The sequence below is a fragment of the Neorhizobium galegae genome (assembly GCF_021391675.1).
Lineage (GTDB): Bacteria > Pseudomonadota > Alphaproteobacteria > Rhizobiales > Rhizobiaceae > Neorhizobium > Neorhizobium galegae_B.
This window is the reverse complement of sequence record NZ_CP090095.1, coordinates 574,732-596,587: the sequence shown is the minus strand read 5'-3', so window position 1 is coordinate 596,587 and position 21,856 is coordinate 574,732. Positions and strand designations below refer to the sequence as shown.

24 protein-coding genes are annotated in these 21,856 nt (G+C 61.6%); 9 read left to right on the top strand and 15 right to left on the bottom strand.

The window, feature by feature from the left end:
• The first annotated feature begins 48 nt into the window (after positions 1-48).
• Positions 49-702 (top strand): hypothetical protein, encoded by a 654-nt coding sequence (locus LZK81_RS02925; RefSeq protein WP_046628081.1) that lies wholly within the window; start codon positions 49-51, stop codon positions 700-702.
• A 73-nt stretch (positions 703-775) separates the two neighbouring features.
• Here the strand turns inward: LZK81_RS02925 and LZK81_RS02920 are convergent, their stop codons facing one another.
• Positions 776-1,642 (bottom strand): LOG family protein, encoded by an 867-nt coding sequence (locus tag LZK81_RS02920; protein ID WP_046603152.1) that lies wholly within the window; start codon positions 1,640-1,642, stop codon positions 776-778.
• A 136-nt stretch (positions 1,643-1,778) separates the two neighbouring features.
• On the opposite strand from LZK81_RS02920, the gene dapD reads away from it, so the two are divergent.
• Genes dapD through LZK81_RS02900 form a run of 4 tightly spaced genes read left to right on the top strand, consistent with a single transcriptional unit; the run spans position 1,779 to position 5,064 of the window.
• Positions 1,779-2,633, top strand: coding sequence for a 2,3,4,5-tetrahydropyridine-2,6-dicarboxylate N-succinyltransferase (gene dapD, locus LZK81_RS02915; protein ID WP_046610878.1), 855 nt, complete (start codon positions 1,779-1,781; stop codon positions 2,631-2,633).
• A gap of 9 nt (positions 2,634-2,642) precedes the next feature.
• A complete protein-coding gene (dapE, locus tag LZK81_RS02910; protein WP_233955145.1) occupies positions 2,643-3,839 on the top strand; it encodes a succinyl-diaminopimelate desuccinylase in 1,197 nt (398 codons plus the stop codon).
• Positions 3,823-4,434, top strand: coding sequence for a hypothetical protein (locus LZK81_RS02905; protein WP_233955144.1), 612 nt, complete (start codon positions 3,823-3,825; stop codon positions 4,432-4,434). Before dapE ends, LZK81_RS02905 begins: the two co-directional genes overlap by 17 nt.
• 33 nt (positions 4,435-4,467) lie before the next feature.
• Positions 4,468-5,064 (top strand): hypothetical protein, encoded by a 597-nt coding sequence (locus LZK81_RS02900; protein ID WP_046610876.1) that lies wholly within the window; start codon positions 4,468-4,470, stop codon positions 5,062-5,064.
• A gap of 13 nt (positions 5,065-5,077) precedes the next feature.
• Here the strand turns inward: LZK81_RS02900 and truA are convergent, their stop codons facing one another.
• From truA to def, 3 genes are read right to left on the bottom strand one after another with little or no spacing between them, the layout of a single operon-like run.
• The gene (gene truA / locus LZK81_RS02895) at positions 5,078-5,842 is read right to left on the bottom strand and encodes a tRNA pseudouridine(38-40) synthase TruA (RefSeq protein WP_233955143.1); all 765 of its coding nucleotides are present in this window, start codon (positions 5,840-5,842) and stop codon (positions 5,078-5,080) included.
• Positions 5,842-6,777 carry a methionyl-tRNA formyltransferase gene (gene fmt, locus LZK81_RS02890; RefSeq protein ID WP_046603146.1) on the bottom strand — a complete coding sequence of 312 codons (936 nt, stop codon included), beginning with the start codon at positions 6,775-6,777 and terminating at the stop codon, positions 5,842-5,844. The genes truA and fmt overlap by 1 nt, the downstream gene beginning before the upstream one ends.
• 58 nt (positions 6,778-6,835) lie before the next feature.
• Positions 6,836-7,351 carry a peptide deformylase gene (def, locus tag LZK81_RS02885; RefSeq protein WP_233955141.1) on the bottom strand — a complete coding sequence of 172 codons (516 nt, stop codon included), beginning with the start codon at positions 7,349-7,351 and terminating at the stop codon, positions 6,836-6,838.
• Between the two features lie 111 nt (positions 7,352-7,462).
• Here def and LZK81_RS02880 point away from each other — a divergent pair, with 111 nt between their 5' ends.
• Positions 7,463-8,668: a DNA recombination protein RmuC gene (locus LZK81_RS02880; RefSeq protein WP_233955140.1), complete on the top strand. Its 1,206-nt coding sequence runs from the start codon at positions 7,463-7,465 to the stop codon at positions 8,666-8,668.
• A gap of 50 nt (positions 8,669-8,718) precedes the next feature.
• Complete coding sequence (locus LZK81_RS02875) at positions 8,719-9,621, top strand: ribokinase (RefSeq protein ID WP_233955139.1); 903 nt, start codon at positions 8,719-8,721, stop codon at positions 9,619-9,621.
• A 376-nt stretch (positions 9,622-9,997) separates the two neighbouring features.
• Here the strand turns inward: LZK81_RS02875 and LZK81_RS02870 are convergent, their stop codons facing one another.
• Positions 9,998-10,939, bottom strand: a complete 942-nt coding sequence (locus LZK81_RS02870) for a nucleoside hydrolase (protein WP_233955138.1) — start codon at positions 10,937-10,939, stop codon at positions 9,998-10,000.
• A gap of 196 nt (positions 10,940-11,135) precedes the next feature.
• On the opposite strand from LZK81_RS02870, the gene LZK81_RS02865 reads away from it, so the two are divergent.
• Both LZK81_RS02865 and LZK81_RS02860 read left to right on the top strand, forming a co-directional pair.
• Positions 11,136-11,564, top strand: coding sequence for an Hsp20 family protein (locus LZK81_RS02865; RefSeq protein ID WP_046603509.1), 429 nt, complete (start codon positions 11,136-11,138; stop codon positions 11,562-11,564).
• Between the two features lie 44 nt (positions 11,565-11,608).
• Positions 11,609-11,866, top strand: coding sequence for a DUF1150 family protein (locus tag LZK81_RS02860; RefSeq protein ID WP_037079396.1), 258 nt, complete (start codon positions 11,609-11,611; stop codon positions 11,864-11,866).
• A gap of 4 nt (positions 11,867-11,870) precedes the next feature.
• Here the strand turns inward: LZK81_RS02860 and trmB are convergent, their stop codons facing one another.
• The 10 genes from trmB to LZK81_RS02810 form a co-directional block, all read right to left on the bottom strand.
• Entirely contained in the window at positions 11,871-12,572 is a 702-nt protein-coding gene (gene trmB, locus LZK81_RS02855; RefSeq protein WP_046603141.1) for a tRNA (guanosine(46)-N7)-methyltransferase TrmB, read from the bottom strand.
• 84 nt (positions 12,573-12,656) lie between these two features.
• Positions 12,657-13,916 (bottom strand): methionine adenosyltransferase, encoded by a 1,260-nt coding sequence (metK, locus tag LZK81_RS02850; protein WP_046603140.1) that lies wholly within the window; start codon positions 13,914-13,916, stop codon positions 12,657-12,659.
• 186 nt (positions 13,917-14,102) lie between these two features.
• Positions 14,103-14,519: a helix-turn-helix domain-containing protein gene (locus tag LZK81_RS02845; RefSeq protein ID WP_037079404.1), complete on the bottom strand. Its 417-nt coding sequence runs from the start codon at positions 14,517-14,519 to the stop codon at positions 14,103-14,105.
• 152 nt (positions 14,520-14,671) lie between these two features.
• A complete protein-coding gene (gene lnt, locus LZK81_RS02840; protein WP_233955137.1) occupies positions 14,672-16,273 on the bottom strand; it encodes an apolipoprotein N-acyltransferase in 1,602 nt (533 codons plus the stop codon).
• A gap of 97 nt (positions 16,274-16,370) precedes the next feature.
• Positions 16,371-17,552, bottom strand: coding sequence for a hemolysin family protein (locus LZK81_RS02835; RefSeq protein ID WP_046610868.1), 1,182 nt, complete (start codon positions 17,550-17,552; stop codon positions 16,371-16,373).
• A gap of 9 nt (positions 17,553-17,561) precedes the next feature.
• Positions 17,562-18,071 (bottom strand): rRNA maturation RNase YbeY, encoded by a 510-nt coding sequence (gene ybeY / locus LZK81_RS02830; protein ID WP_046603137.1) that lies wholly within the window; start codon positions 18,069-18,071, stop codon positions 17,562-17,564.
• Between the two features lie 17 nt (positions 18,072-18,088).
• Complete coding sequence (locus LZK81_RS02825) at positions 18,089-19,144, bottom strand: PhoH family protein (RefSeq protein ID WP_046603136.1); 1,056 nt, start codon at positions 19,142-19,144, stop codon at positions 18,089-18,091.
• Positions 19,145-19,168: 24 nt separating this feature from the next.
• Positions 19,169-20,581, bottom strand: coding sequence for a tRNA (N6-isopentenyl adenosine(37)-C2)-methylthiotransferase MiaB (miaB, locus tag LZK81_RS02820; protein ID WP_233955136.1), 1,413 nt, complete (start codon positions 20,579-20,581; stop codon positions 19,169-19,171).
• 43 nt (positions 20,582-20,624) lie between these two features.
• Positions 20,625-21,428: a lysophospholipid acyltransferase family protein gene (locus tag LZK81_RS02815; protein ID WP_233955134.1), complete on the bottom strand. Its 804-nt coding sequence runs from the start codon at positions 21,426-21,428 to the stop codon at positions 20,625-20,627.
• Complete coding sequence (locus LZK81_RS02810) at positions 21,425-21,853, bottom strand: Fur family transcriptional regulator (protein WP_046603134.1); 429 nt, start codon at positions 21,851-21,853, stop codon at positions 21,425-21,427. Before LZK81_RS02810 ends, LZK81_RS02815 begins: the two co-directional genes overlap by 4 nt.
• Between the last annotated feature and the right edge of the window lie 3 nt (positions 21,854-21,856).

Below are 21,856 nucleotides of genomic sequence, written 5' to 3'. Positions count from 1 at the left end.
TGCGAGCCCTACCTTCAGGCTATCGAAACAACCTGAAGGACCACCACAATGACCGCAAAAAAGATCGTTCTGGCGACCCTTGGAGCCGCGCTGATCGCCGGCGCAGCCGTTCCTGCCTTTGCAGCCCCGGGGCGTGATGGTCCAGGTCGCCATGATGGTCCCGGCCGCGCCATGATGCAGGACGTGATGTTCGTCCGCCTTCTGAAGAACGCCGATGCCGACAAGGACGGCAAGGTCTCCAAGGACGAGACGACCGCCTTCCAGGACAAGCTCTTCACCGCAGTCGACGCCAACAAGGATGGTTCGCTGACGCGCGGCGAAATGTTCGACTATCGCCAGGCGAAGATGGAAGAGTTCCGCAAGAACAACCCGCCGGAAGTCGCCGATACCGCGGACAAGAAGGACGACCAGTCCGACCACATGGCAGATCGGCGCGACGACCATCGCCGCGACCGCGATCATTCCGCCTGGAACCGTGATGGCCAGGGCCGCCATGGCCAGGGCCGCGAGGATGCCCGCTGGGAACGCCCGCATGGCCGCCAGATGATGGGCCAGGGCATGTTCCGCATGGTCGATGAAGACAAGGACGGCAAGGTCACCAAGGCGGAAGCCTCCGCCGCATCCGACAAGCTGTTCGCCCGCATGGACACCAACAAGGATGGAACCATTTCCATCGACGACCTGCCGGACCGCCCCCTCTAGTTCTCCGCCCCCTTGGAACTAGCTCCGACAGTCGTCCAAAGGACCCGCCCCTTCCCCCAAGGGGCGGGTTCTTTTATTTTTCGATATCGTAGAAATCCGAGATGATCTTCCACGCCTCTTCCGCGGTCTCCACGAAATTGATGAGATTGAGGTCGTCCGGAGCGATCGTCCCGAATTCCGCGAGCGCGCCAAAATTGATGATGCCGCGCCAGAAGGCCTCGCTGAACAGGATCAGCGGCATGCGCTCCATGCGCTTGGTCTGAATGAGGGTCAGCGCCTCGAACATTTCGTCCAGCGTGCCGAACCCGCCGGGGAAAACGACGACCGCCTTGGCCCGCATCATGAAATGCATCTTGCGGATGGCGAAATAATGGAAGTTGAAGCTGAGTTCCGGCGTTACGTAGCGGTTCGGGGCCTGCTCGTGGGGCAGCATGATGTTGAGGCCGATGCTCGGCGCGCCGGCGTCAGCCGCACCACGGTTGCCGGCCTCCATGACGCCCGGCCCGCCGCCGGTCACGACAACATATTCCTGATGATTGTAGCTTGCGGAATGTCTTCCGCAGAGGGCGGCGAACCTGCGCGCTTCCTCGTAATAGACGGAAGCCGCTTCGAGGTTCTGGCGCTGCGTATCGTTGCGGGCGGCCCAGGCGCTCTGGCCGGGCGCCGGGATGCGCGCGCCGCCGAACAGGACCACGGTCGATCTGATGCCGCGCTCGGCGAGCGCCATTTCCGTCTTCATCAGCTCGAGTTGGAGACGGACAGGGCGGAGCTCTTCGCGGCTGAGAAACTCGTCATCCGCATAGGCGAGGCGATAGGAGTGCGATTCCGTCTGCGGCGTCCTCGGCTGGACTGCGGCGTCGTTTTTGTCCGCCTTGTTGTCCTTGAGCGGATCCCAGGCCCCGTCCTTGCCTCGCGGGCCATCCTTCTTCGCCTTTGCCATTCGCATGATCCTTCCGGCGTCAAATGCATTGACGCCAATTCACATTGACGCTTGAGTGGCGGTCGCTTAGATCAAAAGACACCAAATGGCCACCTCTCCCACCATCACGATACAGAGTGACGTTTAAGGATTTCCCATGAGCAGCCCCGACTACTCTTCCCTCGAAAAGACCATCGAGACCGCCTTCGACAACCGCGACACCGTAACGGTTTCGACCAAGGGAGAGATTCGCGGCGCGGTCGAAGAGGCGCTCAACCTGCTGGACAGCGGTAAGGCGCGGGTTGCAAGCCGGGGCGAAGACGGAACCTGGACCGTGCACCAGTGGCTGAAGAAGGCCGTTCTGCTGTCCTTCCGCCTCAACGACATGGAAGTAGTCAAGAACGGTCCCGGCGCCTCCACCTGGTGGGACAAGGTGCCCTCCAAGTTCGAGAACTGGGGGGAGAGCGAGTTCCGTGCTGCCGGATTCCGTGCCGTGCCGAACGCGGTCGCGCGTCGCTCGGCCTATATCGCCAAAAACGTCGTCCTGATGCCCTCCTTCGTCAACCTCGGCGCCTATGTCGATGAAGGCACCATGGTCGACACCTGGGCGACTGTCGGTTCCTGCGCCCAGATCGGCAAGCACGTGCATCTTTCCGGCGGCGTCGGCATCGGCGGCGTGCTTGAGCCGATGCAGGCCGGCCCGACCATCATCGAAGACAATTGCTTCATCGGCGCCCGCTCGGAAGTGGTCGAAGGCTGCATCGTCCGCCAGGGTTCAGTGCTCGGCATGGGCGTGTTCATCGGCAAATCGACCAAGATCGTCGACCGCGCGACAGGTGAGATCAGCTATGGCGAAGTGCCGCCCTACTCGGTGGTCGTCGCCGGCACGCTGCCGGGCAAACCGTTCCCGAACGGCGAGCCGGGCCCCGGCCTCTATTGCGCCGTGATCGTCAAGCGCGTCGATGAAAAGACCCGTTCCAAGACCGGCATCAACGAACTGCTGCGCGACTGATCCCATCCAATGTCCAGTGCCGATCCCATCGCCAATCTCCAGACGCTCATCCGCTGCCCTTCGGTGACACCCGCCGAGGGCGGCGCGCTGGCAGCGCTGGAGGCCATGCTGCTTCCGCTCGGTTTCAAGGTCGAGCGCATGGTGGCGACGGAGCCCGGCATGCCGGACATCGAGAACCTCTATGCCCGGCTTGGCACCGATGCGCCGCATCTGATGTTCGCCGGCCATACGGACGTGGTGCCGCCGGGAGATGAAACGTCATGGAGCCGGCCGCCGTTTGCCGGCGAGATTGTCGGCAATGAATTGTTCGGCCGCGGCGCGGTGGACATGAAGGGCGGTATCGCCTGTTTCGTCGCCGCCGTCGCCCGCCACATCGAGCAACACGGCGCGCCAAAAGGTTCTATTTCGTTCCTGATCACAGGCGACGAGGAAGGCCCTGCCGTCAACGGGACCGAGAAGCTGCTGAAATGGGCCGCTGAACGGGGCGAGGCCTGGGATGCCTGCCTGGTCGGCGAGCCGACCAATCCCGATGTGCTCGGCGACATGATTAAGATCGGCCGTCGCGGTTCGGTCTCCGGCAAGGTCACTGTCTTCGGCGTCCAGGGCCACGCGGCCTATCCGCATCTGGCCGACAATCCGGTGCGCGGCCTGCTGCCGCTCGCGTCAGTGCTGATGAACCCATCCTTCGACGGCGGCACGGCGGAATTCCCGGCCTCCAACCTGGAAGTGACGTCCATCGATGTCGGCAATCCGGCGACCAACGTCATTCCGGCAAAAGCTACCTTCGCTTTCAACATCCGTTTCAACGACACCTGGACGGCCGATACCGTCAAGGCTGAGATCGTCCGACGGCTGGATGCGGCGGCGATCGGCAGCCCGCTTCGCCCGGATCGGGAACCGGCGCGTTACGAGATCATCTGGGCGGAACGCCCAAGCCACGTGTTCCTGACACGCAACAACGCTCTGATCGCGTCGCTTTCCGGCGCAGTCGAGAGCGTGACCGGCAAGGTGCCGAAGCTTTCCACCACCGGCGGCACGTCGGATGCCCGATTCATCAAGGATTATTGCCCCGTCGTCGAATTCGGTCTGGTCGGCCAGACCATGCACATGATCGACGAGCGCGTGGCCCTTGCCGATCTGGAAACGCTTACCCAAATCTATGGGACCTTCATCTCCCGCTGGTTCGATAATGCCCTCCTATCATGAAGTCAGGCTCTACCTCGGCGGCCTCTGGCTGCTGATCCGCGGCGATGCGCGCGGTTTGCGGCCGTTCGACATTTCGGACGAGGGCGTGTTGCGTTCGTTCTGGGCAGTCGCCTGGTGCGCGCCGGCACTCGTTGTCGGCTGGATCTTCCAGCGGATGGAGTACCTTCGCCATTTCCCTCAACGAGAGGACTATTCCTTTATCTTTTTCCTGAAGATGCTGGTCCTCGAAGCGGCCCAATGGATCGTGCCGACCGTGGCGCTCATCGTCCTCGGCTTCATTCTGCGCTTCATGCCGCTCGTGCGGATTCTGATCGTGGTGCGCAACTGGTTTACCGTTCCGCTCGCCTATGCGACCTATGTCGTTCTGGCGCCTGTCGCCTTCCTTTCCGATCAGCATGGCGCCCTTGCCAGCTATGGCGTGATCGCGCTGGCAGCAACCCTTCTGATCGCCGCCCTTCTTCTTATGTGGTGCATTCTGAGAACCGTCATGGGTGGCCCGGTGATAATTCGAATTGCGACCCTGGGGCTCGTGGCTCTGGCGGAGGTCATTGTCGTGCGCGAACTGGAGAATATCATGGGGGTTTCGTTAACCTGATGCGTGATTTCGCCGTTTTGCGGGGAGGCAACCTTGCCCTCCTATCCTGAAGTCCGACTTTACCTGAGCGGTCTCTGGCTGCTGATCCGCGGCGATGCGCAAGGTTTTCGCCTGCTCGACATTTCCGATCGCGGCATGATGCGCTCGTTCTGGGCGTTCGTCTGGTGCCTGCCGGGTGCGTTCATCTCGTGGCTGTGGTGGCGCGACTATCTGCTCGAAGGCATGCCGCCGGGCGCCCGGATCGGCGGGATTTTCTTCGTTCGCATGGCGATGCTGGAAATCTTCAACTGGCTGGTGCCGCTGATCCTTGCCGGCGTGCTCTGCTCGCTTCTCGGCATTGCCCGAAAGTTTCCGGCGGTCGTCGTCAGCGTCAACTGGCTCTCGGTTCCGTTTGCCTATCTCTACGGCCTGCTGAGCCTGCGCTTCCTGTTGCCATCCAGCCTCGACACCATCCTTGCGCTTGTCCATTTCGCACTGCTGATCGTCATGATCGTCGCTGTATCGCGGGTGATGCGGATGATCTGCGGGCCGCAGCCGCTGATGATCACCACGCTGGTGCTGGTGCTGATCGTGCCGAGCATGCTGCTGACCGAAGCTCTGCAGCGCTTCCTCGGCATTTACCCGCTCTGACGAAGCCAGCCCTTCAGGGCTCTACGGGGTCGCCTGGATAATCGACACGCATGAAATAAAGTCCCTCCGGCGGCGCCACCGGCCCGCAGGCTTTGCGGTCCCGGGCGTCCAGTGCTGCGCGGACATCCGCCGGCGTCATGCGGCCTTCGCCGGCGAGTTTCAGCGTGCCGGCGAGCGAACGTATCTGATTGTGCAGGAAACTCTGTGCCGTCGCGCGGATTTCGATCAGATCGCCGCTGCGCGTGACATCCAGCATGTCCAGCGTGCGGACGGGGCTTTTCGCCTGGCAATGAACCGAACGAAAGGTCGTGAAATCGTGCTTCCCGACCAGCGTCTGGGCGGCGGCATGCATGACCTCATGATCCAGATCCTTGGTGACCCACCAGGCGCGCTTCGCATCCAGCGCCAGCGGGCCGGCCCGTGAAATGATACGGTAGAGATAATATCGCCGGACAGCCGAAAAGCGGGCGTCGAACGTATCATCGACGAGCTGCACGCTCACGATGGCGACTTTCTCCCTGGCCATGCCCAGATAGGCGTTCAGCGCGTCGCGCAGCCGGTGTGGCTGCCACGACCGCGTGAGATCGACATGCACCACCTGCCCGCGCGCATGAACGCCGGAATCGGTGCGGCCGGCGCCCTTGACCACGACGCTCTCCTTGGTCAACGACAGGATGGCATTTTCAAGCGCCGACTGTACCGAGTGGCCATTCTTCTGCTTCTGCCAGCCGACATAGGGCGTGCCGTCATATTCGACGGCCATGCGGAATCGCGGCATCAGGAGAGCCTCATGCCAGGCCCAAGCGGCGTGCCGCGCAGGAACTCTGCCGCCGCCAGAGGCTTCGCCCCGGCCTTCTGCAGTTTGAGGAGCCGCACCGCACCCGCGCCGCAGGCAATGGTCAGTGCGTCGTCCAGAACCGTTCCGGGTTCGCCCTGCCCTTCGCCGATTTCCGACAGAAGAACCTTCACACGCTCCAGCCTGCCGTTGATTTCCGCCTCGAACCATGCGCCCGGGAAAGGCGACAGACCGCGGATGTGGTTATGCACATCATCTGCGGGTTTTGAAAAATCGATGCGCGTCTCGCCCTTGTCGATCTTGGCGGCATAAAGCACGCCTTCCGGCGATTGCGGCGTCAGCGGCAGGTCATTGGCTTCGAGTTTTTCCATCGCCTCGACCATGGCACGGGCACCGACCAGCATCAGCTTGTCGTGCAGTTCGCCCGCCGTCATGTCCTCGCCGATTTCCACTTCTCTCGTCAGCGCAACGGGGCCGGTATCGAGGCCCTTTTCCATCTGCATGACCATCATGCCGGTCTTCTTGTCCCCTGCCATGATCGCTCGCTGGATAGGCGCGGCACCGCGCCAGCGCGGGAGGAGCGAGGCGTGGCCGTTGTAGCAGCCGAGATGCGTTCCGGTCAGGATCGCTTCCGGCAGCAGCAGGCCGTAGGCGACGACGACGGCAACATCCGCCTTGAGCTCGCGGAATTTTTCGCGCTCCTCGGGATCCTTGAAATTCACCGGCGTCAAAACGGGAATGCCCAGCAGTTCGGCGGCCTGATGCACCGGCGACTTCACCAGATCGAGCCCGCGGCGGCCACCCGGGCGCGGCGGCTGGGTGTAGACCGCGACGATCTCGTGGCCCCCATGCTTAAGGCTCTGGAGCGTCGGCACGGAAAATTCCGGGGTTCCCATGAAGATGATGCGAAGAGACATGGACGTTCCGCGTCTCAAGAGACCGCGCCTTCTTAACCCGGATCGCCTGAGCGACGGTTCAGACCACCTTGGACTTGGCAGCCTTGGTGAATTTCTTGATCACCATCTCACGCTTCAGGCGGGAGATATGGTCGATGAAAAGCACGCCATTCAGGTGATCGATCTCATGCTGCAGGCAGGTGGCCAGCAGACCATCGGCCTCTACCACATATTCCTTGCCGTCGCGGCCGAGATGCTTGACGCTGACGGTCGCCGGCCGTTCCACCTCGGCATAATATTCCGGAATGGAAAGGCAGCCCTCTTCGTATAGGGAGCTCTCGTCGGAGGATTTGACGATCTCCGGATTGATGAAGACCTGCGGCTGCTTTTCCTCACCCTCACGTGCGATGTCGACGACGAGCAAGCGGCGCGGCACGCCGATCTGGATCGCAGCAAGGCCGATGCCCGGCGCGTCATACATGGTCTCCAGCATGTCGTCGGCGAGCGTCAGAAGCTCGGCGTCAACACGCTCTATCGGCTTGGAAAGCTGACGCAGGATCGGGTCAGGCAGAATAATCAGAGGCTTGATCGTCATGGCTTCCCATAACCCATCTTTTTTTCCGAAGGAATAGAAATTACGACCGGAGGAAGCGAAATGTTCACGTTTTGATCTTTTCAAGCGGCAAAATTCTGTTAGTTTCCCGCCATGAATAATCTCGTTGCCAGCCTTTCCCGTTTCTTCGACGATCCGCGCCCTGTCGTGTTGGCGGGAATGTGTGGAGCGGCATTGCTGCTGTTATGGCTGTTTCTGGTCCGCCGGGCATCGCTTCGGCGGCAGGAAGATGCGACGTTGCGGGCGATGGAAGGCGAGGCCCGGCTTTCCGAACTTCTGAGAGCGCAAAGCGAGATGCAGGGACGGCTGTCAGCAATGGCGGAGACTCTTTCGACGCGGCAATCGGAACTGAACCAGTCGGTCAGCCAGCGGCTCGACGGCATGACGCACCGGATCGGCGCGACGATCACCGAACAGACCAAGTCGACGCACGAGAACCTGCAGCGGCTGCAGGAACGGCTGGCAGTGATCGACGCCGCCCAGAACAATATTCAAACCCTGGCAAAGGACGTCGTCGGCCTGCAGGCGATCCTGTCGAACAAGCAGACACGCGGCGCCTTCGGCCAGGGCCGAATGGAAGCGATCATTGCCGACGGATTGCCGATGGGGGCCTACGGCTTCCAGACCACGCTTTCGAACGGGACCCGGCCGGACTGCACGATCAGGATGCCGAACGGCGCTCCGCCTTTGGTGATCGATGCCAAATTTCCGCTGGAAGCCTGGAACGCATTTCGCGAGGCCGCGGCACCCGAGGCCAGACGGGCCGCCGCCCAGGCCTTCAAGCGCGACCTCGAGGTTCACATCCGCGCTGTCTCGGAAAAGTACCTGATCCCGGGCGAAACGCAGGAAATGGCTTTCCTTTTCGTGCCGTCGGAATCGATCTTCGCGGAGATCCACGAGCATTTCGAAAGCACTGTCCAGAAAGCGCAACGTTCCCGGATCGTCATTGTCTCGCCTTCTCTCCTGATGCTGTCCATCCAGGTCATCCAGGCCGTGCTGAAGGACCAGCGCATGCGCGAGCAGGCACATCTCATCCAGGGCGAAGTGGCTCTGCTGATCGAGGATCTTTCCCGCCTCGACGACCGCACCCGCAAACTTCAAGCGCATTTCTTCGCGGCGCAGAAGGATGTCGAACAGATCCTCACCTCCACCGACAAACTCAACCGCCGCGGCGCCAAGATAGAGGCTCTCGAGCTGGAGGCGCCCCACGCAGCCGAGGTGGCTCGTGATCCGCCCCAGGCCAAGGCGGTCGAAAGCCGCACCGGCCTTCTCAAACTGCGGGTGGTTGACGAGGAGTGATCCTCTCGGGCAGTGTCGCGCGACTTTAATTTACGCAAGCAGGCCTGCCCATGATCACCGTCCTCGGCTCCATCAACATGGACCTCATCGCCACGACCGAACGTCTGCCCCAGCCGGGCGAGACGGTTGCGGGATCAAGCTTTGCGACGGCCGCCGGCGGCAAGGGCGCCAACCAGGCGCTTGCAGCACGCCGTGCCGGAAGCGCCGTGCATATGGTCGGAGCCGTTGGGGAAGATGGTTTTGCTGCGCCGGCACTGGCACTTCTCGATGACGCCAATGTCGACCTCTCAGCGGTCGCGCGCGTAACCGATCCAACCGGCACGGCCTTGATCCTGGTGGGCGGCACGGGCGAAAACATGATCGCGGTGGTGGCCGGCGCCAACGGTACAGTGAGCGCGGCGCAGGCCGAGGCGGCGGTCGACGCCATGAAGACCGGCGATATCCTGATGCTGCAGCTCGAAATCCCGGCCGAGGCGGTAGAAGCAGCGCTCAACGCGGCGCGTGCCAAAAGCGTGCTGACGGTGATCAACACGGCGCCGCTGACCGGCGATGCGGCCCGGCTTGCCCGCCTCGGGGATATCGTCGTCGCCAATGAAACGGAATTCGAACTGCTGGCCGGAAGCCCTATCCCGGACGCTGCGGCGCGCCAGGAGATGTTGAAAAAACTGCACGCGGAAACCGGCCAGATATTTGTCGTCACGCTCGGTGGCGACGGCGTGGTCGCGATCCGCGACGGAGAGATCGTGACGGCCGAGGGATTGAAGATCGAACCGGTCGACACGGTCGGCGCCGGCGACACGCTTTGCGGTTACCTGGCCGCAAGCCTCGAACAGGGGCTCGATTTTGCGAAAGCGCTCCGCCGCGCCGCGGTGGCCGGTTCGCTCGCCTGCCTCCTCAGCCGCGGCGCCCAGCCGTCGATACCGCCTGCCGAGGCGGTCGACGCCAGGGTCTAAGCTGCTCCGATCGAGTACCCCCGCTACTTTCGCTGCGCCGCGAGAGAACGTATTTACAATGAAGCGGAAACGCTGACGTCGCTGGTCGCCCGGTTCCGCGTTTCGGCACATGCGGCAGGCCACATCCAAAGCGCACCGCAGGCGCTGCGTCAGGTCGCCCAGACCATGCGGGAAACGCGGCCAGGCCAGCCCGTACCGGCACCACGTGCCAAGCCGGCGCCAAAGGCTGCGATCTCACGCGGTTCGGCCGCCGTCGCATCGGACGACTGGCAGGAATTTTGATCGCAGGCTCAGTTGAAAACGCGGAAAAGCCGCCGTGCGACTGGCGGCCTTTTCTTTGCCGGCTTGTTCCGTTTCTTTGCCGGCTTGTTCCGTCTCAGAGCCGGGCGACCCGTTCCGTCAGCAATTCAAAAAAGCCGCCGGCATCGACATCACGCATCACCTTGGCATTCGGCTTGCGGCCGGAGACGTGCCACCAGTCTACTACAGTCATGCCGACCGTCAGTTCCGATTGCGTTTCGATCTCGACATTGCAGTCCCGGCCCGAAAAGAGTTCGGGCTTGATGAGGTAGGCGATGACCGTCGGATCATGCAGCGGGCCGCCATCAGAGCCGTATTTTTCAATGTCGAATCGCTCGAAAAAGGCGAGCCACGCGACCAGGACCTCCGCCGGATGGGTGCCGAGCGCGGCGATCTTTTCGACACGGGCCTTGGTCGTCAGCAATTGGTGGGTGACGTCGAGTGGCATCATGACGATCGGCATGCCCGAGGCGAACACGGTCTTTGCCGCTTCGGGATCGACATAGATGTTGAATTCGGCAGCCGGCGTGATGTTGCCGCCCTCGAAAAAGCCGCCGCCCATCATCACCAGTTCCTTCGCGCGCGCCGCGATGTCCGGCGCTTTCTCAAGAGCGAGCGCAACATTGGTGAGTGGCCCGAGCGTGCAGAGCGTTACCGTTCCGGCAGGCTCAGTACGCAACGTGTCGATGATGAAATCGACCGCATGGATATCTTTCACCGGCATTGTCGGTTCGGGCAGTTCGATACCGTCGAGGCCGGTCCTGCCGTGCACGTGCTCGGCGGTCACCTGCGGGCGCATGGTTGGCTTCAGCGCGCCCTCGTAAACCGGCGCATCCGGCCTGCCGCAGAGCTCGCAGACGATCCGGAGGTTGCGGCTGGTGTAGGAAAGCGGCACGTTTCCGGCGACCGCGCAGAGGCCAAGCACATCGATCTCGTCCGGACTCGCAAACGCAAGCATGATCGCTGCGGCGTCGTCCTGACCCGGGTCGGTATCGATGATAATCTTCCTGCGCTGCATGAATGCTCCCTTTTTCCGGGGGTAGTCGTCCACAACCCGACATTCTGTCAAGTGCCGCATGATCGGCATCGGGCAGCCGTGGCCATCGGCCCCGGCGCTCATCCTTGCGGTCGCTGCCGTAACCTCCCATATAACGGACGAGTTGGCGGGCCGCCCGGCGGGCGCCAACGTGGTCGCTTGTTGCAAGGACTGTACGATGAGCCGAATGACGCCGTTTGCGAGCCCCCTGCTTCTGGGCTTCGACGCCATGGAAAAGACACTCGAACGCCTTGCGAAGGCGAACGACGGTTATCCTCCCTATAATATCGAACGCGTCCGCGCCGATGCTTCCGGTGCCCCAGAGCGGCTGCGAATCACGCTGGCCGTCGCAGGCTTTTCCGAAGCCGAGCTCGAGGTGACGACGGAAGAAAACCACCTCGTCATCCGCGGACGCCAGACGGAGCAGGGTGAGCGCGACTATCTTTACCGCGGCATTGCCGCCCGCCAGTTCCAGCGTATGTTCGTGCTGGCCGACGGAATGCAGGTCTCCAGCGCTTCGCTCAAGAACGGTTTGCTCTCTGTCGACCTTATCCGCCCCGAGCCCGCACGCATGGTGCGAAAAATTAACATTTCCGTCTCAGAGTAGGTCAATGGCGCTAATGCCGTTGCCCCTCAATGCTGGAGGCTGGAATGCTCCTGAAAGAAGCGAATACGCGTTTGACGCAATCCGAACTTGCTCATCTAGGTGCTGGAGAGGTCGGATATATTCGCAAGATGCGGTCGGACGAAGTGTCCCGCTGCTTCCCTGAAGCCCCGGATATCGATCCCAGTCTCGATCTTTGGGCCCTGTTCGGCGCAGATGGCACGCCGATTCTTCTGACCGACAATCGCTCCAGCACCTTCTTCAAGGCCGCTGAAGACGACCTGAAGACCGTCAGCCTGCACTGACCTTTCAGGCTTTCCTGAACGTCAGATAGGCCGAGGAACGACCTTCTCGGCGGGCCTTGTTCTCGTATCGCGTACCTGGCCAGCCGGCGAAGGGCGTCAGCCAATCGGAAGATTGCTCCGCCTGCCATTGAAAACCGCCATGGTCGCGGCAATGGATCAGCGTCCAGTTGACATAGGTGTCGATGTCGGATGCGAACAGGAACAGACCGCCCGGCTTCAGCACGCGGTGGAATCGGTCGAGATTGACCGCAGATACAAACCGCCTTTTCCAATGTTTCCGCTTCGGCCATGGGTCCGGATAGAGCAGGTCGATGCGATCGAGCGAGGCATCCGGCAGCCAGTCCAGCACCTGCGTGGCGTCGTCGTCATAGACCCGGATATTCTTGAGCCCCAGTTCGTCGACGCGCGACAAAAGCTTCGCCATGGAATTGACGAAAGGCTCGACGCCGATGAACCCGGTTTTCAAATTCTCCTGCGCGCGGTGGACCAGGTGTTCGCCGCCGCCGAAGCCGATCTCCAGCCGCAACTCCTCCACCGGAATGGGAAACATCTCTGAAAGCACGGCGGGCGCTGGCGCCGCAAGATCGAGCTTCAGCGCAGGCAGCAATGTCGCAATCCCCTCCGCCTGGCGTTCGCGGAGTTGCTTGCCCTTGCGGCGCCCGAAGAAGGCTTCGGTGCTGCGGCTTGGGTGCTGCGGTTCGGTCATGGGCTGGTCTCTCACGATAAAAGCGGGCGTCTCCGTCAGGAGGCACCCGCTTTACAGTTTTATGGAGCTATCCGTAAAGGCCGATCAGGCAGCCTTGAGGGTCTCTTCCTTCAGCGCATCCTTGAGCGGCTTTGCCAGATCGGTCTTCTCCCAGGAGAAGGAACCGTCGCGGCCGGCCTTGCGGCCGAAGTGGCCGTAAGCGGAAGTCTTGGCATAGATCGGCTTGTTGAGGTCGAGATGGCGGCGGATGCCGGTCGGCGAGAGGTCCATGACCTTGCGGATGGCGGCTTCCACCTGGTCTTCCGTCACACCCTTGCCCGTGCCGTGCAGGTCGACATAGATCGACAGCGGCTGGGCAATGCCGATGGCGTATGCGATTTGAATCGTGCAACGATCGGCAATACCGGCAGCAACGACGTTCTTTGCCAGATAGCGAGCTGCGTAAGCGGCCGAACGGTCGACCTTGGTCGTGTCCTTGCCGGAAAATGCGCCGCCGCCGTGGGGGGCTGCGCCACCGTAGGTGTCGACGATGATCTTGCGGCCGGTAAGGCCTGCGTCGCCATCCGGGCCGCCGATGACGAACTTGCCGGTCGGATTGATGTACCACTTGCAATCCTTGGCGATCGGCAGATCGCCGAGCGCTTCGCGGATATAAGGTTCGACGACCTCGCGAACCTTCTTGGAATCCCAGCTCTCGTCGAGGTGCTGGGTGGAAAGAACGATCGAGTCGACCGCGGCCGGCTTGCCGTTTTCGTAACGCACGGTCACCTGGCTCTTGGCGTCCGGGCCGAGCTTGCCGGCATCGCCTTCGCCCTTCTTGCGGGCGGTGGCGAGCAGCTGCAGGATCTTGTGGGAATAATAGATCGGCGCCGGCATGAGGTCCGGCGTTTCCTTGCAGGCGTAACCGAACATGATGCCCTGGTCGCCGGCACCTTCATCGCCCTGCTTGTCGGCAGCGCTGTCAACACCCTGCGCGATATCAGCAGACTGGGAATGCAGCAGCACGTCGATCTTGGCGGTCTTCCAATGGAAGCCTTCCTGCTCGTAACCGATGTCGCGGATCGCCTTGCGGGCGGCGGACTTGAACTTCGAGGGATTGATGACGTCCTTGCCGTCCTTGTCCTTCTTCATCAGGCTCGGCGGCAGGCGGACTTCGCCGGCAATGACGACACGGTTCGTGGTCGCCAGCGTTTCGCAGGCAATGCGCACGGTCCAGGGATCGACGCCGGTCTTGGCCGCCTCGCGGTACACAAGATCTACAATTTCATCGGAGATACGATCACAAACCTTGTCCGGATGGCCCTCGGCAACGGACTCGCTGGTGAACAGATAACTTGCGCGCATTACGGGATTCCCCTCAAAGAAACGAACGCACCTGTGTTAGTGATTTCCATCGACAAACACAAGCGTACAACGACATAAATATATCTTTATGTGTACAAGTTAGACATTCCCGCAACACCCCGACGTTCCGGAGCGGGCAACAAAAAAGCGGCCCGGAAGCCGCTTCTGTGTTGATATCAATGAGCCTTATTCGACCTCGGCATCCGCAGCCAGTGCCTTTACGAGATCTACCACACGCCGGCGAACTTTCGGGTCCGAAATCTTCACGAAAGCCCGGTTCAGTTGCAGACCTTCGGAGGAGGAGAGGAAATCGACCACGTAGTTGGAGCTTGAGGCTTCCGCCATGCCGCCCTGACCGCCTTGATCGCCCGGCGCATCTTCGAAGAAGAAGGAAACCGGCACGTTGAGAATGCTGGAGATGTTCTGCAGGCGGCTCGCGCCGACGCGATTCGTGCCTTTTTCGTATTTCTGAATCTGCTGGAACGTAATGCCAAGGCTTTCACCGAGCTTTTCCTGGCTCATTCCGAGCATGGTCCGGCGAAGGCGAATTCGGCTCCCGACGTGAATATCGATCGGGTTCGGCTTCTTTTTGTTTTCAATCATAACGATGTCCTGACGACGTTAGTTGTTCAATCCTCACAACCCGGTCTGCGTGTGGAGATACACTTCGTGCGGCTGGTCACAACAGGCTCAACGTTTGAAGCATATGGCGAGACGAAAGGCTGCGACCACTATGCAATTTTAGGGGTTTTTGGTCAATTCGTCCGAAAATTAAAACCAGCGCGCGAGATAGCTGCAATCAATAACATCAGTGCAAGAACCAACCAGAAGTGCTGTTCCCGAGCACTCACACCCCAATGCGGGATTGAAATACTGCCCAAGGTTGCGTCCATCACGCCTTTTTGATTATAGTCCAAACCCCGGATCAGCCTTCCGAACGGGTCGACAACCGCCGAAACGCCGGTATTCGCCCCGCGAATCAGCGGCAGGCCGTTTTCGACTGCGCGGATTCGAGCCTGTTGGAAGTGCTGATATGGACCCGGCGTCGCTCCAAACCAGCCGTCATTGGTGACATTCAGAAGCGCGCTCGCCCGCTCTACACCCGGCCCAATCTCGTCCGGGAAGATCGCCTCGTAACAGATCAGCGGATAGAAGGTCCTGCCCCCCGGCAAGGTCAGCATGGCCCGTACCGGCGCGGCACTGAAGCCGCCCGGCATGGCGATGGCATCGGGGATGCCGAGGTTGCGCAGCAGATCCTCGTAAGGGACATATTCCCCGAACGGGACGAGATGCACCTTGTCGGACGCCGAAACGATCTGGCCTTCGCTGTCGATCACATAGATGGAATTGTAGAAACGCGGCGCAATGCCCGCGCCTGCATCTTCCGAACGGACCGCGCCGGTGATGAGGACCTGGCCATCCTGCAGCACCTCGGCGATGCGGGTCAGCGCATCCGGGTTCTGGGTCAGAATGAAGGGCACGGATGTCTCCGGCCAGACGATGATGTCCGCCCGCTTGCCGCCGTTCTCGGGCGGCAAGGCCGACAACGCAAGATGCTCCTCGAAGATCGCCGCTCGTTCGGCATCGTCCAGTTTTCGTGCCTGGTCGATTACCGGCTGAACGATGCGGACGACAGGCTGGTTGTCGGCGGCCGGAACCGGCGCGGCGTCAGCGATGTGCAGACGATAGGCGCCGTAACCGAGATGGGCGGCAAACAGCAGGACGGCGAGCGTCAGTCCGGTCCGCATGCCCTTTTTGGTGCCGATCAGGGCAGGTGCCGAAAACACGAAGACGGCGAGCACCGTCACGCCGAAAATGCCGAGCACGGCTGCGGACTGCATCATCAGCGGCATGGGCATCGCGCCATATCCGACCGCATTCCAGGGGAAGCCCGTGGCGACGAAGCCGCGAAGCCATTCGGCAAGACCGAAGCCGAAGGCGAGCGAGGCCATCCGCCCGAAACCATCCGACCAGAAGATGCGGGCGATCGCCGTCGCAAGACCGTAAAAGAGGGCGAGATAAGCCGGCAGGCCAAGAACCGCGAGCGGCAGCGCCCAGGCAAATTCATCCGCCTCCACCAGCAGCGCATTGCCAAGCCACCAGAGGCCGGCGACAAAATAGCCGAAGCCAAAAACCCAGCCGATCCAGAAGGCCGAACGAAACCGCGCGAACCATCCGCCATCTGGATTGCCGGTGGAACCGTCCATCAGCCAGACGAGCAGCGTGAAGGAGATGAAGAACGCCGCGAAGAAGCCGAAGGGCGGCAGCGCGAGCGCACCGATCGCTCCTGCGAGAAAAGCGACGACGACGCGCGGGAAGCCCCAGAGAAGCATGATCCTGCCCGCCAGCCGCTCCATCTATGTTCCCTTCCGCCCCCGAATCAGCGGCTGCAGTCTTTCAAAAAATGGCGGGCTTGTCGTGAGCTCAAAGAGGCGCGGACACTTCAGGGATCACTCAGGCCTGTTGGTTGCGTCCGTCGGCGTCCTGAGCGGATGGCGCCGGCAGCAGCGCAGTCGGCGTCTGATCGGTGAGCAGCATCTCGCCCTCGCCTTTCTGCCGGCGGCGCGCGAGCGTGCGCCTGCGCAGGATCCGTACGCGCTTGATGCGGCGAGGATCGGCCTCCAGGATCTGGAATTCGAAGCCGGGCACCGCCTGCACCACCTCGCCGCGCACGGGAATGCGGCCAAGCGCGGAGAAGATCAGGCCGCCCAGCGTATCGACGTCTTCAAGGCGGTCACGAATGTCGAAATCGGAACCGATCGCCTTGGCTATCTCTTCCAGTTCGATACGCGCATCAGCGACGAAGACATCTTCGCTGGTGCGGGAGAACATGACCTCTTCATTGTCATGTTCGTCCTCGACATCGCCGATCACCATTTCGACGATATCCTCATGGGTGACGAGACCGTCGGTGCCGCCGTATTCGTCGATGACGAGCGCCAACTGGGTGCGGGCCGCCTGCATGCTCTGCATCAGGTCGGAAGCGAGCATCGAGGGTGGCACGAACAGGATCTTGCGGATCAGCCCGGCTTCGGCAACCGTCTGCTCGAGATCGACACGGCCGAGGTCGAAGGCAGGCCGCGGGGTGCGCACCGTCTTTTCAGCCTTTTCCGGCTTGTCGGTGGCAAGCGGCATCGGCTGGGTGGGTGCAGCACGCGCACTGGTGCGGCGTTTGTTGCGAGCCTGCTTGGCGAGATAGGAGAGGAGGTCGCGGATATGGACCATGCCGCGCGGGTCGTCGAGCGTGTCGTTGTAGACCGGCATGCGCGAGCGGCCGGTTTCCTCGAAATGGATCATCAGTTCGCCGATGGTCATGGTCATGTCGACCGCCTCGATATCGGCACGCGGAACCATGATGTCTTCGACGCGTATCTCGCGGAACCGAAGAATATTGTGCAGCATCGCCCGTTCCTCGGGCGAGAAGGCATTGCTGATATTGGTGTCGGTCATCAGCGCGTCGGCGAGGTCCTCGCGGAGCTTCTCGCCCTGCGACGGCCTGAGTAGCCTCACGGCGCGCGACCAGAAAGAGCTTTGGTGTTTTTGGGCTTCCGCTCGAGACGGACTACTGCCCTCTTCCGAGGAACTGGAGTCGGCGTCCTTGCCCTCACGGGTCGGGTTTGTCGAAAAGTCGTTCATTGGTCCAGACTATACTATCGGGTCTTGCCCCGCATAGGGGTCAGATAGGCCAAGAGTGGCCAAAATGCGAGTCTCCAACGCTTCCATTCTTTCCGCTTCGTCCGTCTGCAGATGGTCGTAGCCGAACAGATGCAGGAAACCGTGGACGAGCAGATGGGTCAGATGATCCTCGAAACTTTTGTCAAGATCAACCGCTTCCCGCTCAACCGTCTCGCGAGCGATGACGATATCGCCCAGCATCGGACCCGGCATCTTGCCTGGTTCGAGCGGAAAAGCCGGGAAAGACAACACGTTGGTCGGCTTGTCCTTGCCGCGCCATTCGGCGTTAATCTCCTTGATCGCCGCGTCGTCGGTAAAGACCAGCGACAGTTCGGGGGCGATTTTCGGGAATGGCTGCTTTTCCAGCTTCGCTAGGAATTCGGCAGCGGCGCCGAGCGTCTTTTCGCTCAAGGCCAAAAGGGCCGGCTCTTCGGGCCAGCCCTCGTCTTCAATGCTGATCTGTATGTCGAGTTGGGGCATGAGGTTTGGAGCCGACGTTACCGGTCGACTTCCTCGCTCTCCTCGTGGACCGCATATTGCGCGTCATAGGCCCGGACGATGCGGCCGACCAGCGGATGGCGGACCACGTCCGTATCCTTGAAGCGGATCACCGAAATGCCTTCGACGCCCTTCAGGATCTGTAGCGCCTCCACCAAACCGGATTTCACGCCGCGCGGAAGATCGACCTGACTCGGGTCGCCGGTGATGATCATCCGGGCATTTTCGCCGAGACGGGTCAGGAACATCTTCATCTGCATCGACGTGGTGTTCTGCGCCTCGTCGAGGATGACGGCGGCATTAGCGAGCGTGCGGCCGCGCATGAAAGCGAGCGGCGCGATTTCGATGACGCCGGCGGTGATCGCCCGTTCCACCTTGTCGCCCGGCATCATGTCGTAGAGAGCGTCATAGAGCGGCCGCAGATAGGGATCGACCTTGTCCTTCATGTCGCCCGGCAAAAAGCCCAGGCGCTCGCCGGCTTCGACGGCCGGACGCGACAGGATGATGCGATCGACAGCCCCGCGCTCCAGAAGCTGGGCGGCATGGGCGACGGCGAGATAGGTCTTGCCGGTACCGGCCGGTCCGACGCCGAACACGAGTTCCGACCGGTCCAGCGCCCGCATATAGGCGTCCTGGGTCGGGGTGCGCGCGACGACCGTCTTCTTCTTGGTGGAAATCTGGCTCATGGAGAGCTTGGCTTTTTTCTCCAGCGTCGGCAGCTGCAGCTGATCGTCGGCCGCCTGCGCCATGCGGATCGCGCCGTCGACGTCGGAGGTATCGACCGAGCCACCCTTCTGGATGCGTTCATAGAGGAAATCGAGCGCCCGGCGCGCCTGGTTGGTGGCGATCAGATCGCCGGAGATGGCCACCGAATTGCCGCGTGCCCTGGCATCGATGTGAAGCCGTTCTTCGAGAAGTTTGAGATTCTGATCGAACTGACCGAAAAGCTCGCTGGCGAACCTATTGTTCTCGAACGTCAGGACAAAGTGATTGGCGTCGGTAGCGGCGGTGCGGGGGTGGCGCGCGGATGAAGAAACCAATTCATGTCCGTTCAAGTAGGCAAGCTCCTCGATATTAGCTCAGGCTCCTATTAAACTCCCTGCCGGGTCGGCAAACAAGCTGTTCGGGCCGGTTCCACTGATTCGTACCTGGATAATGTCACCGATTTGCGATGTTTTTGCATCAACATTCACAGATTGAAGCCAGGGAGAGCGTCCGATTATCTGTCCCGGCATACGACCGGGCTTTTCGAGCAACAGGTCGATGACTTTTCCAACACAGGATTTGGCGAATTCGGCCTGCTGTTTCAAGAGCAGGGCCTGCAATCTTTCCAACCGCTCCGCCTTCACCTCCTCCGGCACCTGATCGCCGAGGTCGGCGCCGGGCGTGCCCGGACGGGTCGAATATTTGAAGGAATAGGCCTGGGCGTAGTTCACGTCCTCGACGAGGCGCAGCGTATCTTCGAAGTCCCGATCCGTCTCGCCGGGGAAACCGACGATGAAATCGCCGGCGATGGCGATGTCTGGCCGGGCATCGCGGATGCGCTCGATCAGGCGCAGATATTCTGCACCCGTGTGGCGACGATTCATGGCTTTCAGGATACGGTCCGAACCGGCCTGGACCGGCAGATGCAGGTAGGGCATCAGGGTGCGCAGGTTGCGATGGGCCTCGATCAGCCGGTCATCCATGTCGCGCGGGTGGCTGGTCGTGTAACGCAGACGCGCGAGACCCGGAATTTCCGCCAGGCGATAAAGCAGGTCACCGAGGCTCCATTCGCCGCCTTTCGGGCCTTCCGCACGCCAGGCGTTGACGTTCTGGCCGAGCAGGGTGATCTCGCGCACGCCGCCGTCGACGAGCCGCCAGGCTTCGTCAACGATTTGCTGAACGGGGCGGGAGACTTCCGAACCGCGCGTATAGGGCACGACGCAGAAGGTGCAGAACTTGTCGCAGCCTTCCTGGACGGTGAGAAAGGCTGTGACGCCGCGAGCGCGGATCTTCGCCTTCTCGGTAACCGGCAGGTGCTCGAACTTGTCCTCGACCGCATATTCGGTATCGACGACAGGCTTTCCGCCGCGAGCGCGCCTCAGCGCTTCCGGCAGACGGTGATAGGTCTGCGGGCCGATCACCACGTCGACGGCCGGCGCCCGGCGGATGATTTCCTCGCCTTCGGCCTGGGCGACGCAGCCGGCGACGCCGATCATCAACTCCCGGCCTTCGGCAGCGCGTGCCTTCTTCATGTCGCGAAGACGCCCGAGCGCCGAATAGACCTTGTCGGCCGCCTTCTCGCGGATATGACAGGTATTGAGGAGGATGAGGTCGGCCTCGCCCATCTCTTCGGTCTGCACGTAACCTTCGCCCGCCAGCGCATCGCTCATGCGGCCTGAATCATAGACATTCATCTGGCAGCCATAGGTCTTGATGAAGACCTTGCGGGAATTCGAGCGCTGGACCGGCTCGTCGGCGGGCGCGGAAAGGGAGACGTGTTCGTTCATGGCTCGCTCCATACCGCAAGAAGACCCGGAAATGAAGCGTTTCCTAAAGCGCTTCGTAGTCACGACCCCGCAGATGGCGGATCAGCATGCGCCGAAGCCGGCTCGTCACGGCCATGCTCAGATGCTTGCGGTTGTCACCGGCGCGGAATTCGATCGTCTCGCCGAAAGCCACGTCCACGTCGAGCGCCCCTTCCTTCAGGACGCCGAGCAGATGCGGCACGAGTTCGATATCGCCGGGCCACGCCGCGATCGGCCGATGATAACGGCCCATGGCCATGCCGTGGACGCGGGTATAGGCGATCGCTACCGGCTGGACGTGCACGACCCCCTCCGGCGTGTGCTGGATCGCGGCGGCGGCGGCCCCGAACAGCGACGACTTGACCTCCAGAAGCCGGTTTCCGTCGGAGGTGGTGCCCTCGGGAAAGAGCACGACGATTTCGCCGGCTGCCATGCGCTCGGCAATTTCGTTCACCTGATCACCGGTGCGGCGCTTCTGTTCACGGACGACGAAGATGCTCTTCTGCAGCTTGGCGAGCGTGCCGAAGACCGGCCATTCCGACACTTCCATCTTGGCAATGAAGACCACGTCGGCGATTGCGCCGAGCACCAGGATATCCTTCCACGACGCATGATTGCAGGCAAGCATCAGCGGCCGGCGGCGATCCAGCGTTCCGTGAACATGAATGCGGATGCCAAGCAGAAAACAGGCGGTCTTATGCCAGTAGCGCGGGATATAGCGGCGGATCTTGAGGTCGAAGGCGAGGCCGAGGAGCTGAAACGGCAACAGGGCCAGCGTAACTGCGAAAAGAGCGACGAAAACGAAGCCGATCCGCGCCCAAGTAATCACTTATCGTCCTTGTCCAGCGGAATGCCGTAAAGCTCCAGCCGGTGGCCGACGAGACGGAACCCGTGCTCCCGGGCGATGCGTTCCTGCAGCGCCTCGATTTCCGCCGAGCGGAACTCGATGACATTGCCGGTGTTGAGATCGATCATATGGTCGTGATGTTCCTCAGGCACGGTCTCGTAACGCGAGCGGCCGTCGCGGAAATCGTGACGCTCGATGATCCCTTCGTCCTCGAACAATTTTACCGTGCGGTAGACTGTGGAGATGGAGATACGCGGATCGACCTTGGAGGACCGGCGATAGAGTTCCTCGACATCCGGATGGTCAACGGACTCCTGCAGGATACGCGCGATCACGCGGCGTTGATCCGTCATTCGCATGCCTTTCTCGGCACACAGCTCCTCCAGGGTCTTGGAAAGGTCTGTCATGTC

Coding starts and splice junctions, on each gene's coding strand:
- LZK81_RS02925 (WP_046628081.1), top strand. CDS start 49: ATGACCGCAAAAAAGATCGTTCTGGCGACCCTTGGAGCCGCGCTGATC.
- LZK81_RS02920 (WP_046603152.1), bottom strand. CDS start 1,642: ATGGCAAAGGCGAAGAAGGATGGCCCGCGAGGCAAGGACGGGGCCTGG.
- dapD (WP_046610878.1), top strand. CDS start 1,779: ATGAGCAGCCCCGACTACTCTTCCCTCGAAAAGACCATCGAGACCGCC.
- dapE (WP_233955145.1), top strand. CDS start 2,643: ATGTCCAGTGCCGATCCCATCGCCAATCTCCAGACGCTCATCCGCTGC.
- LZK81_RS02905 (WP_233955144.1), top strand. CDS start 3,823: ATGCCCTCCTATCATGAAGTCAGGCTCTACCTCGGCGGCCTCTGGCTG.
- truA (WP_233955143.1), bottom strand. CDS start 5,842: ATGCCGCGATTCCGCATGGCCGTCGAATATGACGGCACGCCCTATGTC.
- fmt (WP_046603146.1), bottom strand. CDS start 6,777: ATGTCTCTTCGCATCATCTTCATGGGAACCCCGGAATTTTCCGTGCCG.
- def (WP_233955141.1), bottom strand. CDS start 7,351: ATGACGATCAAGCCTCTGATTATTCTGCCTGACCCGATCCTGCGTCAG.
- LZK81_RS02880 (WP_233955140.1), top strand. CDS start 7,463: ATGAATAATCTCGTTGCCAGCCTTTCCCGTTTCTTCGACGATCCGCGC.
- LZK81_RS02875 (WP_233955139.1), top strand. CDS start 8,719: ATGATCACCGTCCTCGGCTCCATCAACATGGACCTCATCGCCACGACC.
- LZK81_RS02870 (WP_233955138.1), bottom strand. CDS start 10,939: ATGCAGCGCAGGAAGATTATCATCGATACCGACCCGGGTCAGGACGAC.
- LZK81_RS02865 (WP_046603509.1), top strand. CDS start 11,136: ATGAGCCGAATGACGCCGTTTGCGAGCCCCCTGCTTCTGGGCTTCGAC.
- LZK81_RS02860 (WP_037079396.1), top strand. CDS start 11,609: ATGCTCCTGAAAGAAGCGAATACGCGTTTGACGCAATCCGAACTTGCT.
- trmB (WP_046603141.1), bottom strand. CDS start 12,572: ATGACCGAACCGCAGCACCCAAGCCGCAGCACCGAAGCCTTCTTCGGG.
- metK (WP_046603140.1), bottom strand. CDS start 13,916: ATGCGCGCAAGTTATCTGTTCACCAGCGAGTCCGTTGCCGAGGGCCAT.
- LZK81_RS02845 (WP_037079404.1), bottom strand. CDS start 14,519: ATGATTGAAAACAAAAAGAAGCCGAACCCGATCGATATTCACGTCGGG.
- lnt (WP_233955137.1), bottom strand. CDS start 16,273: ATGGAGCGGCTGGCGGGCAGGATCATGCTTCTCTGGGGCTTCCCGCGC.
- LZK81_RS02835 (WP_046610868.1), bottom strand. CDS start 17,552: ATGAACGACTTTTCGACAAACCCGACCCGTGAGGGCAAGGACGCCGAC.
- ybeY (WP_046603137.1), bottom strand. CDS start 18,071: ATGCCCCAACTCGACATACAGATCAGCATTGAAGACGAGGGCTGGCCC.
- miaB (WP_233955136.1), bottom strand. CDS start 20,581: ATGAACGAACACGTCTCCCTTTCCGCGCCCGCCGACGAGCCGGTCCAG.
- LZK81_RS02810 (WP_046603134.1), bottom strand. CDS start 21,853: ATGACAGACCTTTCCAAGACCCTGGAGGAGCTGTGTGCCGAGAAAGGC.